The following is a 14,100-nucleotide window of genomic DNA, read 5'->3' as shown; positions in this document are numbered from 1 at the left end:
TGAACGCACGGGGCGGACGCCGCAAAGTCACGTGGCCCAGGCAGACACAACGAAGTCACGCGGCCCCGCCGGACGCGGCGACGTCACGCGGCCCAGGCAGACACAACGAAGTCACGCGGCCCCGCCGGACGCGGCGACGTCACGCGGCCCAGGCAGACACAACGAAGTCACCTGGCCCAGGCGGACGCGGCGAACTGCAGGCAGCCAAGGCGGACCTGGCGAGGCGCTACGCGGACCGGGTGGATGCGGCGAACCCGAGGCCGCTCAGGACGCCGGGACCATCCAGTCCAGCACCGGCGTCGCCTGCAGCGTCACCAGCACGCACATGAACAGCAGCAGCACCGCACTCCAGAGCACCACCTTCCGGAAGATGTCACCCTCCCGGCCGGCCATCCCGACCGCCCCGGCGGCGATCGCGAGGTTCTGCGGGCTGACCATCTTGCCGAGCACCCCACCGGACGAGTTCGCCGCGGCGAGCAGCACCGGATCCAGGCCGGCCTTGGCCGCGGTCTGCACCTGCAGCGCACCGAACAGCGCGTTCGACGAGGTGTCGGAGCCGGTCACGGCCACCCCGATCCAGCCGAGGATCGAGGAGAGGAAGACGAAGACGCTGCCGGCGGTGGCCAGGAACGCGCCCAGCGTGTTGGTCTGCCCGGACTGGTTGAGCACGTACGCCAGGGCGAGCACAGCCATCACCGTGACGATCGGTTGCCGCAGTTCGACGTACGTCCGGCCGTAGGCTCGCAGCGCCGCGCCCGGCCGGATCCGCAGCACGACCGCGGTCAGCACCCCCGCGATGATCATCAGGGTGCCGGCGGCCGGCAGCCAGCCGAAGGTGAAGTTGGTCGAGGCCAACGGCTTGCCGTTGGCGCCGAGGACGTCCAGGCCCGGCCATTTGAAGACCACGGTCCAGGGCTCGGCGGCGAGAGCCTCCTTGACCGGCCCCAGATTCGCGATCGCGAAGATCACGATGATGATCAGGTACGGCGCATAGGCGCGGACCACCTCGGCGGGCGCGTCCCGGCGCACGACCGCGACGTCACCACTCGAGGAGGAGGCGGGTGGCGTCGGGGACGAGGAGGTGAGCCGGGCTTCCGCAGTAGACATCGGCGGCGTATCAGGCGACCGGGGGCCGGCAAGCTCCGGCGTCTCCGACGGCTGCCAGAAGCGCAGCAGCAGAACCACGGCGGCCGCCGCCGCGAGCGACGCCACGATGTCGGTGAGCGGAACCGAGATGTAGTTCGACGCGACGAACTGCCCGACCGCGAAGACCAACCCCGCGACGACCGCGGCGGGCCAGGTCTGCCGGACGCCGCGACGTCCGTCCACCACAGCGACCAGCACCAGCGGTACGACGATGGCCAGCACCGGCGTCTGCCGCCCGACCATGGCGCCGAGCGTGTCGGTGTTCAGCCGCGGGTCACCGGCCGCCCCCGAGGTCACCGTCCCGAGCGTGACGATCGGCGTGGCCAGCGCACCGAACGCGACCGGCGCGGTGTTCGCGATCAGCGCCACGCACGCGGCCCGGATCGGCGGGAATCCGAGCGCCATCAGCATCACCACGGTCACCGCGACCGGCGTCCCGAATCCGGCGAGCGCCTCGAGCAGTGCGCCGAAGCAGAACGCCACGATGATCGCCTGGATCCGCATGTCGGGGCTGACCCGCTCCATCGACCGCCGCAGCACGTCGAAGTGCCCGCTCACCACGGTCAGGTTGTAGACCCAGATCGCATTGATCACGATCCACAGGATCGGGAAGAACCCGAAGGCCGCACCCTCGGAGGCGGACAGCAGCGCCTGCCCGACCGGCATCGAGTAGACGGTGATCGCCACGATCAGCGCCACCACCAGCGAGATCACGCCGGCCAGCCACGCCCGCACCCGGAACACCCCGAGCAGCAGAAAGAGTGTGAGCAGAGGGAGTACGGCAAAGATCGCCGAGACCGCCACGGAGTCCGCGACGGGGTCGGTCACGATCTGGAACTGTTCCACGAGAACAAGATCTGCCATAGCAGCCATCCAGGAACGTCGATCACCTTATCCGCAATCTAATGGCAAACCTTCCGCAATGAAACCGCTCACGTAGCCGGACCTGACATCCGGCCCGTCAGTTCGCCCGGACGCGCTTCAGCGATCCTCTTGGATGGCCCGCCAGATGCGGTCGGCGGTGAAAGGGATCTCGGTCATCCGGACGCCGATGGCGTCGCGCAGCGCGTTGGCCAGGGCCGGCGACACCGGGTTGAACGGGCTCTCGCTCATCGACTTCGCGCCGAGCGGCCCGATCTCGTCCGACGTCTCCGCGAAGTGCACCTCGGTGAACGGCGTGTCCGCGAACGTCGGCAGATGGTACTGCCGGAACGTCGTCGTGGTGACCTCGCCGCGCTCGTCCAGGTCGACGTGTTCGGCCAGGGTCGCGCCGAGCGCCTGCGCCACCCCGCCCTCGATCTGGCCGCGCAGCTGCATCGGGTTCATCACCGTCCCGGCATCCGCGCTGTGCACGCTGCGCAGGATCCGCAGCTCCCCGGTGTCCGGGTCGACCGCGACCCGGAACCACTGCGCGTTGAACGCCACCGACCGCGGCGTCCCGTCGAAGTGCCCGTGCGCGATCTCCCCGCCGGAGGCGCGCAGTGCCCGCGCCGCCCGCAGCACCGCCTGCCCGGCCACCACCACGCCGGTGGACGCGAACGCTCCGGTGTCGTGCGGCACCAGGTCGGTGTCCGACTGCCGGATCACGATCCGGTCGGGGGTGGTGCCGAGCTCGTCGGCGGCGATCTGGGCGTGCACGGTCGTACTGCCGTTCCCGAACTCCGCGGTGCCGACCGACAGTTCGTAGCGGCCGTCACCCAGCGACCGGATGGTGGCGTCGGCGAAGTGCCCGCCGGGTGGCCCGGCGGCGATCATCGCGATCGCCATGCCCTCCCCCGTCAGCCAGCCCGCCGGGGCCTCGTCGACGGTCGCGTACGCCGATCGCATCCGGTCGAGGCACTGGTCCAGGCCGTAGCTGGCGATGCCCAGGTCGTCGACGTGGTCGCCGGGCGCGGTCAAGGCGTCCCCGGGCCGGACCACGTTCAACTCGCGGAACGTCACCGGGTCCATCCCGATCCTGCGGGCCACCTCGTCCAGGACCGATTCGAGGGCGAAGGTGACCTGGCCGAGGCCGTAGCCACGGAACGCCCCGGCCGGCACGGTGTTGGTGTAAACGGCGTGCGCGTCCACCCGCACGGTGTCGCACTTGTACACGGCGATCGACTCGTGGCAGCTGTGGTACATCACCGACGGGCCGTGGTTGCCGTACGCCCCGGTGTCGGCCAGCACCTCCAGTTGCAGCGCGGTGATCGTCCCATCCCGCCGGGCGCCGGCCTTCACGGTCACCCGGAACGGATGCCGGGTGGTCGCGCCGCAGAACTGCTCGGACCGGGTGAACTCCCACTTCACCGGCCGTCCGGTGCGCAGTACGGCGAGCGCGACGAGGTCCTCGGCCAGCATCTCCTGCTTGCCGCCGAACCCGCCGCCGACCCGGCCGGTGAACACCCGCACCCGGTCCGGCGGCAGGTCGTACAGGGCGGCGACGGCCCGCCGGGTGAGGAACGGCGTCTGCGTGCTGGACCGGATCACCAGCCGCCCGTCGTCGTCGAGCCACCCGAGGGCCCCGTGGGTCTCGAGCGCGGCGTGCTGCACGCGCGCGGTCCTGAAGGTCGCCTCGTACACCTCGTCGGCCGCGGCGAAGCCGGCGTCCACGTCGCCGAGCGCGGCGTGCAGCTCGCCGATCACGTTGCGGTCGAACTTGTCGCCGTGCACCAGTGGCGCGCCCGGGGCCAGGGCGAGCGCCGGGTCGAGCACGGCCGGAAGCACCTCGTACTCGACGCGCAGTCTGCGACAGGCGTCCTCGGCCGCGGCCTCGCTGGTCGCCACCACCGCCGCGACCCGCTGTCCGACGAACCGCACCACGTCGTCCAGGACCCGGGTGTCGGCCGGGTCCTCGGCCACGTTCTCGTGCTGGGCGGTGGAGAAGAGCCGGTCCGGCGCGTCCTTGTGGGTCAGGATCAGTTCGACGCCGGGCACCGCGAGCGCCGCCGAGGTGTCCACCGCGACCACTCGGGCGTGCGCGTGCGGCGAGCGCAGCACCTTGAGGTGCAGCAGTCCGGGCACGTCCACGTCGAAGGTGTACCGGGCGGTGCCGGTGACCACCTGCGGACCGGCCGGCGCGCCCACCGCCGCGCCGACCGCCGCGCCCGGCCGCGCCCACACCTGGGCCGGGATGCCGGCGACGGCGTCCGCGACGGCGCGGTACCCGGTGCAGCGGCAGAGGTTGCCCTTGAGCGCACGGGGCAGGTCGGCGCGCTGCGCGGGGTCCAGCGCGGCGGTGGTCATGATCAGACCGGCCGTACAGAATCCGCATTGAAAGCCTTGCGCCTCGAGGAACGAACGCTGCACCGGGTGCAGTTCGTCGCCGTTCGCCAGCCCCTCGATCGTGGTGACCCGGTGGCCCTGGGCGCGGAAGGCCGGGTAGACGCAGGAGTGCACCGGCTCGCCGTCGACGTGCACGGTGCAGGCGCCGCAGTCGCCGGCGTCGCAGCCCTTCTTGACCCCGAAGCAGCCCTCTTCCCGCAGGTAGGTGCGCAGGCACTGACCGGGCCGGGGCGCACGCTCGTGGGGCGTTCCGTTGATCTCCACGCTCACGCCGCCACCTCCGCTGCGCTCCGGCGTCGCCGTGAGCCTTCGACTGAGCTGACCGATTCGCTCGCAAGCTCGCTCACACGCTCAACTCCGTCCTGATCTGTTCCGCGTAATGCCTGGTCAGGTGCGCGCGCCAGGCGGGCCGGCCGTGGACGTCGTCGACGTACTCCGCCGGCGGGATGGTGGCCAGGGCCGCTTGCAGCCGCTCCGCCCGCGGCGGCTCGGCGAAGCGGAAGACCCAGGGCCGGCGGGTCGCGGCGGTCACGGTCAGCGTCCTTCCGCCGCCGGGCGCGGTCCGCCCGATCAGCAGCACCGCGCTGCGCCCATACCGATGCAGGGATCCTCGGCGGTACGACGTACGCGCCGCGAGGGCCGCCCCGGGCAGGAAGATCGACCGCAGCAGCTCCCCGTCCCGCAGCACGGTCCGGCCCTCCCCGGTCACGAACTCGGCGACCGGGACCTGACGCTGCTCGCCGGCGGGCCCGATCAGCGTGCACACCCCGTCGAGGGCGGAGCCCAGCGAGATCATCGGCCCGGCCGGCAGCGCGGCGCAGAGGTTGCCGCCGACGGTGGCCACATTCCAGATCTTGAACGAGGCCAGCAGCGCCTCGCAGCACTGCCGGACGATCGCGTACCGGTCGAGCAGCGTGGCGAGTTCGGCGATCGTGCAGGTGGCCGCGATCTCGACACCGTCGTCCCGCGCGGTCAGCGCGGGCCAGCCGGCCGACGGCAGGTCGAGCAGCCGGGAGATCCCCGGGCGCGGCTCGCCGAAGAGCGCCGTCCCGCCGCCGAGCCAGGCGTCCCCGGGCCGCCACATCCCAGGCCCGGCCGGACTGATCACTGAGGTCACAGTGTGCAGATCCACGGTCGTACGCTACGCGCCGCGTGTTTCCGATCCTGCCCTTCTTTCGGGCCTGTTCCGATCGGGACCTTCCGCCCCCGACAGTCGGTACTTTGAGCCCTGATCAACAAATATCCGCTGGTCAAAGCTAACGTGACGCTTGCGGAAAGGGACCCCGGATGGATTCAATCGATCTGTCGAGGTGGCAATTCGGAATAACGACCGTATACCACTTCATCTTCGTTCCGATAACGATCGGACTCTCCGCCCTGGTCGCCGGGTTGCAGACCGCTTGGGTCCGCACCGGCAAGGACGCCTACCTTCGGGCGACCAAGTTCTGGGGCAAACTCTTCTTGATCAACTTCGCGATCGGGGTCGTGACCGGCATCGTGCAGGAGTTCCAGTTCGGGATGAACTGGTCGAACTACTCGCGGTTCGTCGGCGACATCTTCGGCGCCCCGCTCGCGATGGAGGGCCTGCTCGCGTTCTTCCTGGAGTCCACCTTCCTCGGGCTGTGGATCTTCGGCTGGGAGCGGCTGCCGAAGCGCCTGCACCTGGCCACCATCTGGATCGCCTCGATCGGCACCATGCTCTCGGCGTACTTCATCCTGGCCGCCAACTCCTGGATGCAGCACCCGGTCGGCTGGCGGATGGGTGACGGCCGGGCCGAACTGGCCAGCATCTGGGCGGTGCTGACCAACAGCACCACGCTGGTCACCTTCCCGCACACCCTGACCGCCTGTTTCATGGCCGGTGGGGCGCTGCTGCTCGCGGTCAGCGCCTGGCATCTGCGCAAGGGCAACCAGGAGGAGGTGTTCCGGCCGTCGCTGCGGCTCGGCGCCTGGGTGGTGCTGATCGCCGGGCTGGGCGTGCTGATCACCGGCGACCTGCAGGCCCGGATCATGACCCAGCAGCAGCCGATGAAGATGGCCGCCGCCGAGGCGCTCTACAACACCACCGACTCCGCCTCGTTCTCGCTGTTCACCATCGGTTCGCTGAACGGCCGGGAAGAGGTCTGGAGCGTACGGATCCCGTCGCTGCTCTCCGTCCTGGCCACCGGCGACCCGGACGGCGAGGTCGAGGGCATCAACAACCTGCAGGCCGAATACCAGCGGAAGTACGGCCCGGGCGACTATCGGCCGGCCATCCCGGTCACCTACTGGTCGTTCCGCCTGATGATCGGCTTCGGTGCGCTGGCCATGCTGGTCGCGCTCGCCGCGCTCTGGTCCAACCGGGGCGAACGCCGGGCGAGAGGCCGCTGGCTGTGGATCGCCGCGACCACCACCGTGGCGATGCCGCTGCTGGCGAATTCCTTCGGATGGATCTTCACGGAGATGGGGCGTCAACCGTGGACGGTGTTCGGCCTGTTCAAGACCGCCGGGTCGGGCAGCCCCGCGGTCTCCACCGGCGAGGCGGCCACCGGCCTGATCGTGCTCACCGTGCTCTACGGCGTGCTCGCGGTGATCGAGGTCGGACTGTTCCTGAAATACGCCCGGGCCGGTGCCCCGGAGATCCCCGCCGACACCGGTGAGCCCGGGGACCGGCCGCTCGCCTTCGCGTACTGAGGACGGACCCCTGATGGAGCTCACCACTTTCTGGTTTCTGCTGATCGGCGTCCTCTGGGCCGGCTATTTCCTGCTGGAGGGCTTCGACTTCGGGGTCGGCATCCTGCTGCCCGTGGTCGGCGTCGACGACCGCTCCCGCCGGCTGGCGATCAACACGATCGGGCCGGTCTGGGACGGCAACGAGGTATGGCTGCTGGTCGCCGGCGGCGCGACCTTCGCCGCGTTCCCGGAGTGGTACGCCACCCTGTTCAGCGGCTTCTTCCTGCCGCTGCTGCTGATCCTGGTCGCGCTGATCGTGCGCGGCCTGGCCTTCGAGTATCGCGGCAAGCGGGACGGCGTGGTCTGGCGCCGCCGCTGGGACACCTCGATCTTCGTCTGCAGCCTGGTCCCGGCGATCCTCTGGGGCGTCGCGTTCGGCAACATCCTGCGCGGGGTTGAGCTGGACGCCCAGCACGAGTATGTCGGCGGCTTCTTCAACCTGCTCAACCCGTACGCGCTGCTCGGCGGTCTGACCACGCTGGTCCTGTTCACCCTGCACGGCGCGGTGTTCCTGGCGCTGAAGACGGACGGCCCGATGCGGGAACACGCCGGCCGGCTCGCCGCGCGCCTGGCGCTGCTCGCGGTGCCGGTGGCGGCCGCGTTCCTGATCTGGACCGCGATCACCCACCGGGACGGCTGGGGCATCGCGCTCTCGGCGGTGGCCGCGGCCACCCTGGTCGCGGCGATCCCGCTGACCCGGGCGCGGCGGGAGGGCTGGGCCTTCACGGCCACCGGGGCGACCCTGCTGATCGCCGTCGCGGCGCTCTTCGTGACCCTCTTCCCGGACGTGATGCCGTCGACCGTCGACCCGGCGTACAGCCTGACCGTGCACAACGCGTCCTCGACGCCGTACACGCTGAAGGTCATGTCCTGGGTGGCGGTCTGCTTCACCCCGATCGTGCTGCTCTACCAGGGCTGGACGTACTGGGTGTTCCGCAAGCGGCTCAAGCTCAGCGACATCCCGGCGTGAGGCCCCTCGACCCTCGGCTGCTCAGGTACGCCCGGACCACCCGGGCGTACCTGGCCGCCACCGTCGCGCTCGGCGTCGTGCACGCGACGCTGCTGGTCGCGCAGGCCACCCTGCTCGCGCAGGCGATCACCGCGGTCTTCCTGGACGGCGTTCACCCGTCCTGGGGATGGCTGGCCGTCGTGCTCGCCGTCCGGGCCGGGGTGGCCTGGCTGCAGGAACTGGCCTCGGTGCGCTCGGCGGCGGCGGTCAAGAGCGAGTTGCGCGACCGGCTGCTCGGGCACCTGGTCGCCCTCGGTCCCGGCGGGCGCCGCCCGGCCGGCGAGGTGGCGGCCCTGGTCACCCACGGTCTCGACGCGCTGGACGACTACTTCGGCAAGTACCTGCCCCAGCTGGTGCTGGCCGTCCTCGTCCCCGGCATCGTGCTCGCCCGGCTGCTGCCGGCCGACCTGGTCGCGACCGTCACGATCGCGGTCACCCTGCCGCTGATCCCGCTCTTCATGGCCCTGATCGGCCTGCACACCGAGGAGCGCAACCGGCGCCAGTTCCGTCTGCTCGCGCGGCTGAACCACCACTTCCTGGACGTGGTCGCGGGACTGCCCACGCTCAAGCTGCTCGGCCGGGCCAAGGCCCAGGCCGGCATCATCCGCCGGATCAGCGCGCAGCAGCGCACGCAGACCATGCGAACGCTGCGGACCGCCTTCCTCTCCTCGCTCGTGCTGGAGCTGCTCGCCACCCTGTCGGTGGCGCTGGTCGCGGTCGGCATCGGGCTGCGGCTGGTCGCCGGCGACCTGGACCTGACCACCGCGCTGCTGGTGCTGATCCTGGCGCCCGAGGCGTACCGGCCGCTGCGCGAGATCGGCGCGCACTACCACGCCAGCGCCGAGGGGCTGGCCGCCGCCGCGGAGGTCTTCGCGATCCTCGAGACCCCGGCCCGGGCGAACGGGACCCGGGCACCGGTCTCCGGCCCGATCGTCTTCGACGACGTCGAGGTCCGCTATCCGGGCCGCGCCGAGCCCGCCCTGCGGCTCTCCGCGACGATCGAGCCCGGTGAGGTCGTCGCCCTGACCGGCCCGTCCGGCTGCGGCAAGTCGACCGCGCTCGCGGTGCTGCTCGGCTTCGTCCCACCGAGCGGCGGCCGGGTCACCGTCGGCGGCGTCCCGCTCGACGAACTCGACCTGGACGCCTGGCGCCTCCGGGTGGCGTGGGTGCCGCAGCGGCCGCACCTGTTCGCCGCGTCGCTCCGCGACAACATCGCCCTCGGCGCGGAGTTCTCCGAGGCCGCGGCGGTCGCGGCGGGGGTCGCCGGCTTCGCCGCCGGATTGCCCGAGGGGTACGACACGATGCTCGGCGACGCCGGGACCGGGCTCTCCGCCGGGCAGCGGCAGCGGGTGGCGCTGGCGCGGGCGTTCCTGCGGGACGCGCCGGTCGTGCTGCTCGATGAGCCGACCGCCAATCTGGACAGGGAGACGGCGGCCGGCGTGATGGCCGCGATCCGGGATCTGGCGCGCGGGCGGACGGTGCTGATCGCGGCCCACCGACCGGAATTGATCAGCCTCGCCGACCGGGTGGTCGCGGTCGGCGACGAGGCCGGCCTGATCTCGGCGGTCCGGGCATGACGACGATTCCGGGACGACGGCACGGTCTTCGGGCGTACGCCGTGATCCGCCCCGCCTGGGCAGAGCTCACCCTGGCCGTTCTCGCCGGAGCCGGCGCCGCGGGCTCGGCGGTGGCGCTCGCCGCGGTCTCCGCGTGGCTGATCTCGCGCGCCGCGCTGCACCCGCCGATCCTGCACCTGATGGTCGCGATCGTGGCCGTCCGCGCCTGCGGCCTCGGCCGTGGCGTGCTGCGCTACCTGGAACGGCTGCTCGGGCACGACGCCGCGTTCCGGGTCCTCGCGGACGTCCGGGTCCGGCTCTACCGGCGCCTGGAGGTGCTCGCCCCGGCCGGGCTCGCCGACTTCCGGCGCGCGGATCTGGCCCGGCGGCTCGCCTCCGACGTGGACGCGGTCCTCGACCTGGTCACCCGGGTGCTGCTGCCCTACGCCGTGGCCGTGCTGGTCGGGAGCGCGTCGGTGCTGGTCGTGGGCGCGCTGGTGTCGGTCGCCGGGCTTACCCTGGCGATCGCGCTGCTGGTCACCGCGGTCGTGGTGCCGCTGCTGCAGCGGGCCGCCGCGCGCCGCGCGGACGGGCGGCTGGCTCCGCTGCGCGCCGAGCTGGCCGTCGGCGTGGTCGACCTGGTGCACGGCATGCCGGACCTGGTGGCGTTCGGGGCGACGGCCGGCCGCCGGGACCGTCTCACGGATCTCGACGCCCGGCTCACCTCGGCCGCGCGCCGCTCCGCGGCGACCGCGGGTCTGGGCAGCGCGGTGACCGCGCTCTGCACCGGCGCCTGTGTGCTGGCGGGACTGCTCGCCGGGGCCGCCGCGGTGCGCGCCGGGAGTCTGCACGGCGAGCTGCTCGCGCTCGTGGTCCTCACCCCTCTGGCGGTCTTCGAGATCGCCGGGCCGTTGCCGGCCGCCGCACAGCGGTACGCGGCCGCGCGCGCCTCGCTGCGCCGGCTCGCGGAGATCCGGTCCGCGCCGCACGGAAAGGACGCGACGGTCCCGACTGATCCGCCAGACAAGCCCGCTGAGATCCACGCTGCGGGGCCAGAATCGATGATCGGTACATCTATTCCGCATCTACAAATGGAAGCCGTCACGGCCGTCTGGAGCGCCGACCGTACCGCGGTCGCCGATTTCGATCTTGCGCTGCCACCCGGCGCGCGGGTCGCGCTGACCGGTCCGAGCGGCTCGGGCAAGAGCACGGTCGCCGCCCTGCTGGTCCGCTTCCTCGATCCGCGCTCCGGTCGGATCACCCTGGACGGCACGGAGCTGCGGGACCTCCCGGCGGACCGGGTCCGGGAGATCGTCGGCTACCTGCCCGAGGACGCCTACCTCTTCGACACCACGATCGGCGCGAACCTGCGCATCGCCCGGCCCGGGGCGAGCGACGCCGAGTTGCTGACCGCGCTGGCGGGTGCACGCCTGCGCGACTGGGTGGAGTCCCTGCCGGACGGGCTGGAGACGCTGGTCGGCGAGCACGGGATGGCGCTCTCCGGCGGGCAGCGGCGCCGGCTCGCGCTGGCCCGGCTGCTGCTCACCGACGCCCGGGTGCTGATCCTGGACGAGCCGGGTGAGCACCTGGACGACGCCACCGCCGGCGCGCTGGTCCGGGACCTGCTCGCAGCGGCCGGTGAACGGACCGTCCTGCTGATCACCCACCGCACCGCCGATCTGGACGGCCTCCGGGTGGTCGGAATGCCGGCCCCGCCCGCGGGGTGAGGCGTCGGCCGTTCGGCGGAGATCAACATCATCCAGAGCGGCGAGTCAATCTGCCGAATGGGCAGGGAAAGCGGTTGCTGAGAAAACTCTGGATTTCGTTACTTATCCGTGACCGACAATGCCACGTATACCTGTGGTTACCAACACACTCGAATGTTGCGGTCGATTGTCTGGTTTACGGACGGAATTTCGGACTCTGCGCGGAGCAACATCACTCTACGTAGGCGTGATCAAGTGATGTGGGTTACTGACTGGTAGCCACCGCACTTGTAGTCACCGTGCGGGACCGGCAACATTTCCCGGACGTAACGAGGACGGCATCGACTTGCCTCACTGCCGACGGTTGGCTGAAGTGTCGCCCGTCGATGCGAGCCATCGGCAGTGTGGCCAGCACGGTCGTCACCACTCAAATAGGAGGATCCGTGGAGGATTCGCAGAGCGTTCCGGCCGCCGGCCGTACCAACTGGCGCCGGTTCGCCGTGGCCGTGGGCGTGCCCGCGGCTGTCGCCGTTGGCCTCATGGGTGCCCTCGCGCAGGGTGCCCTTGCCGCGAACATCACGGTGTCGGGCACGCAGTTCAAGCTGACGGCTGACCACCTCGAGGGTCGGGGCTTCACGCAGTACAGCGGGGGCCTCAACGGCACGATCCCGGCCGCGATGTCGGGCATCAACCACGCTGACCTGTACAACCTGTGCCAGTCGGTTGCCGCCGGACCGATCGTCCTGCAGATCACCGCGGCCAAGGACGCCAAGTACGACGGCTCGGACAGCGCCGCTGCCAAGTCCGTGCAGGCGGACGAGCTGCTGATCGGGATGTCCGAGCTGGGTGGCGACGCCACCTTCAAGAACATCCAGATCGGCGTGGACGCCTCCACCCTGTCCGCTGACGGTGCGGCGACCCACGGCGAGCCGAAGGGCTTCGGCCAGCAGGCGTCGAACGTCAGCATCGACAACCTGAAGCAGAAGGCGTACCTGACCACCGCCTCCAGCTTCAAGCTCCGGGGCATGAGCCTTAAGCTGCTCGTCGGCCAGGGCGGCGAGTGTTTCTGATCTAGCTTTACCGGGGCTCGTGGAGCGATCCGCGGGCCCCACCCCTTTGTTTAGCTGCAAATAACATGGAGGACGAGTGGCAACGGACAACTTCGGGGGCAAATTCCGCCGTTGGCGGCGGAATCGGCCGTTCTGGGGCGGCCTGTTCCAACTGCTGTCTGGTCTGTTCCTGCTCCTCAGCTCCAACCTCTCGGTCCTCACGGACATGGTGGTGCAGATCCATGTAGGGCCGCAGGGCTTCCTTTCGTACGTGCTGCCGGGCCTGATGTTCGTCTGCGGCTTCCTGGTCTGGTTCAGCCCCGGCCAGCGGATGTTCTACGGCATCGTCGGCCTGCTGACCGCGCTCTACTCGTTCATCGGCCTCAACTTCGGTGGCTGGTTCCTCGGCATGCTCTTCGGCATCGTCGGTGGCGCGCTGGCCGTCTCCTGGCAGCCGCCCGTCGCCCGCCCGGGCACCGAGCCGCAGGGTCCGGCCGACGGTTCCGGCCCGGGTCAGTCCGCGGAACCCGGCGTCCCCGGTGAGGCGACCGAGATCATCCAGCTCGCGGGGCACGACGACCGCCCGCACGAGACCGCCCAGCTGCGCCCGCCCGCGGTCAGCGACCCCAGCATCCTGCCCGGCTTCGAGCAGCGGCCCGGCTCCGGGGAGCAGCCCGGCCGCGGCGGCGGGATCAACCGCAAGGCGCTGGCGCTCATCATCATTCCGGCCTTCCTCGGTGCCACCGTGCTGATCAGCAGCCGCCTGCCGGCCAGCGCCGACGACTGCCCCGCCGGTCTGCCGACGAATCCCGCCACGGCCACCTCGGCGTCGGCGACGAAGACGGCGACGACCGAGCCGACGACCACCGAGAAGCCGGCCGGCACGCGCACCGTCGCCCCGGCCGCGCAGACCACGACCCCCGCCGCGACTCCCACCACGACCACGCCGGCCGCGGAAGCCGCGGAGGAGGACAGCTCGCTCCTCGAGGAAGTGGTCGACGGCGTCGGCAACCTGCTCGGCCTCGGCGACGACGAGTCGCCCTCTCCGAGCGCGTCGCCGTCGGCATCGGCGTCGACGGCCACCTCGGCGGAGCCGACCGCCACCGGGTCCACCACCCCGACGGCCGACACCACGACCACCAGCACCGCCGCCACGCCCACCAGCGCGGCCGCCAGCACCGACCCGGACGTGATCCCCTGCCTCGGCCCCCGCCTCGAGGGCCTGGTCGCCGACCCCGACGGGATCCCGACCTCGGCGATCAAGCCCGGGATCATGAAGGTCGGGTCGCTGACCATGGAGGGCACGACCTACGAGGGTGTCGCCGACGTCCCCACCAAGGACGGCGTGGTCAAGGCGCTCAAGTTCAACATGACGAAGGCGGTCAACAAGCCGTTCAGCCTGACCGTGGACGAGGGCGCCCACGGGGTCACCACGGTCAAGAGCAACGAGCTGACCACCAGCGGCAACGTCCGCTTCTACACCACGAAGATGACCGGCAACCTGTTCGGCGTCATCCCGGTCACCTTCACCCCGGACGCGCCGCCGCCGCTGACCCCGTCGACCGTCTGGTTCACGAACGTGACGATCAACCTGAACTTCGTCCGCTGCGACACCCTGACCGGCGACCCGCTCCAGATCGTCCAGAGCTGACCGGCGT

General features: G+C 71.1%; 9 protein-coding genes. 6 read left to right on the top strand and 3 right to left on the bottom strand.

Annotation, left to right across the window (positions count from 1 at the left end):
* Positions 1-264 precede the first annotated feature (264 nt).
* From CHC09_RS20230 to CHC09_RS20220, 3 genes are all read right to left on the bottom strand, one after another.
* Positions 265-2,019 carry an L-lactate permease gene (locus CHC09_RS20230; protein ID WP_373871916.1) on the bottom strand — a complete coding sequence of 585 codons (1,755 nt, stop codon included), beginning with the start codon at positions 2,017-2,019 and terminating at the stop codon, positions 265-267.
* Positions 2,020-2,127: 108 nt separating this feature from the next.
* Positions 2,128-4,680, bottom strand: a complete 2,553-nt coding sequence (locus tag CHC09_RS20225; protein WP_089294715.1) for a molybdopterin-dependent oxidoreductase — start codon at positions 4,678-4,680, stop codon at positions 2,128-2,130.
* Positions 4,681-4,753: 73 nt separating this feature from the next.
* Positions 4,754-5,542 carry an FAD binding domain-containing protein gene (locus CHC09_RS20220; RefSeq protein WP_179277200.1) on the bottom strand — a complete coding sequence of 263 codons (789 nt, stop codon included), beginning with the start codon at positions 5,540-5,542 and terminating at the stop codon, positions 4,754-4,756.
* A gap of 155 nt (positions 5,543-5,697) precedes the next feature.
* Between CHC09_RS20220 and CHC09_RS20215 the strand changes: the two genes are divergently transcribed.
* From CHC09_RS20215 to CHC09_RS20190, 6 genes are all read left to right on the top strand, one after another.
* The gene (locus tag CHC09_RS20215; protein ID WP_089294713.1) at positions 5,698-7,083 is read left to right on the top strand and encodes a cytochrome ubiquinol oxidase subunit I; all 1,386 of its coding nucleotides are present in this window, start codon (positions 5,698-5,700) and stop codon (positions 7,081-7,083) included.
* 13 nt (positions 7,084-7,096) lie between these two features.
* A complete protein-coding gene (cydB, locus tag CHC09_RS20210) occupies positions 7,097-8,092 on the top strand; it encodes a cytochrome d ubiquinol oxidase subunit II (protein ID WP_089294712.1) in 996 nt (331 codons plus the stop codon).
* Positions 8,089-9,708: a thiol reductant ABC exporter subunit CydD gene (gene cydD, locus CHC09_RS20205; RefSeq protein WP_089294711.1), complete on the top strand. Its 1,620-nt coding sequence runs from the start codon at positions 8,089-8,091 to the stop codon at positions 9,706-9,708. Before cydB ends, cydD begins: the two co-directional genes overlap by 4 nt.
* Entirely contained in the window at positions 9,705-11,414 is a 1,710-nt protein-coding gene (cydC, locus tag CHC09_RS20200; RefSeq protein WP_089294710.1) for a thiol reductant ABC exporter subunit CydC, read from the top strand. The genes cydD and cydC overlap by 4 nt, the downstream gene beginning before the upstream one ends.
* Before the next feature lie 422 nt (positions 11,415-11,836).
* Positions 11,837-12,463 (top strand): DUF6230 family protein, encoded by a 627-nt coding sequence (locus tag CHC09_RS20195; protein ID WP_089294709.1) that lies wholly within the window; start codon positions 11,837-11,839, stop codon positions 12,461-12,463.
* 76 nt (positions 12,464-12,539) lie between these two features.
* Positions 12,540-14,093 carry a DUF6114 domain-containing protein gene (locus CHC09_RS20190; RefSeq protein WP_089294708.1) on the top strand — a complete coding sequence of 518 codons (1,554 nt, stop codon included), beginning with the start codon at positions 12,540-12,542 and terminating at the stop codon, positions 14,091-14,093.
* Positions 14,094-14,100 lie beyond the last annotated feature (7 nt).

The organism is Actinoplanes regularis, assembly GCF_900188005.1.
In the GTDB taxonomy this organism is placed as follows: domain Bacteria; phylum Actinomycetota; class Actinomycetes; order Mycobacteriales; family Micromonosporaceae; genus Actinoplanes; species Actinoplanes regularis.
This window is presented reverse-complemented; position numbering and strand designations above follow the sequence as displayed.

Bases quoted from the DNA above. Each gene is read 5' to 3' on its own strand.
- CHC09_RS20230 (WP_373871916.1), bottom strand. From the start codon at position 2,019: ATGGCTGCTATGGCAGATCTTGTTCTCGTGGAACAGTTCCAGATCGTG.
- cydB (WP_089294712.1), top strand. From the start codon at position 7,097: ATGGAGCTCACCACTTTCTGGTTTCTGCTGATCGGCGTCCTCTGGGCC.
- cydC (WP_089294710.1), top strand. From the start codon at position 9,705: ATGACGACGATTCCGGGACGACGGCACGGTCTTCGGGCGTACGCCGTG.
- CHC09_RS20215 (WP_089294713.1), top strand. From the start codon at position 5,698: ATGGATTCAATCGATCTGTCGAGGTGGCAATTCGGAATAACGACCGTA.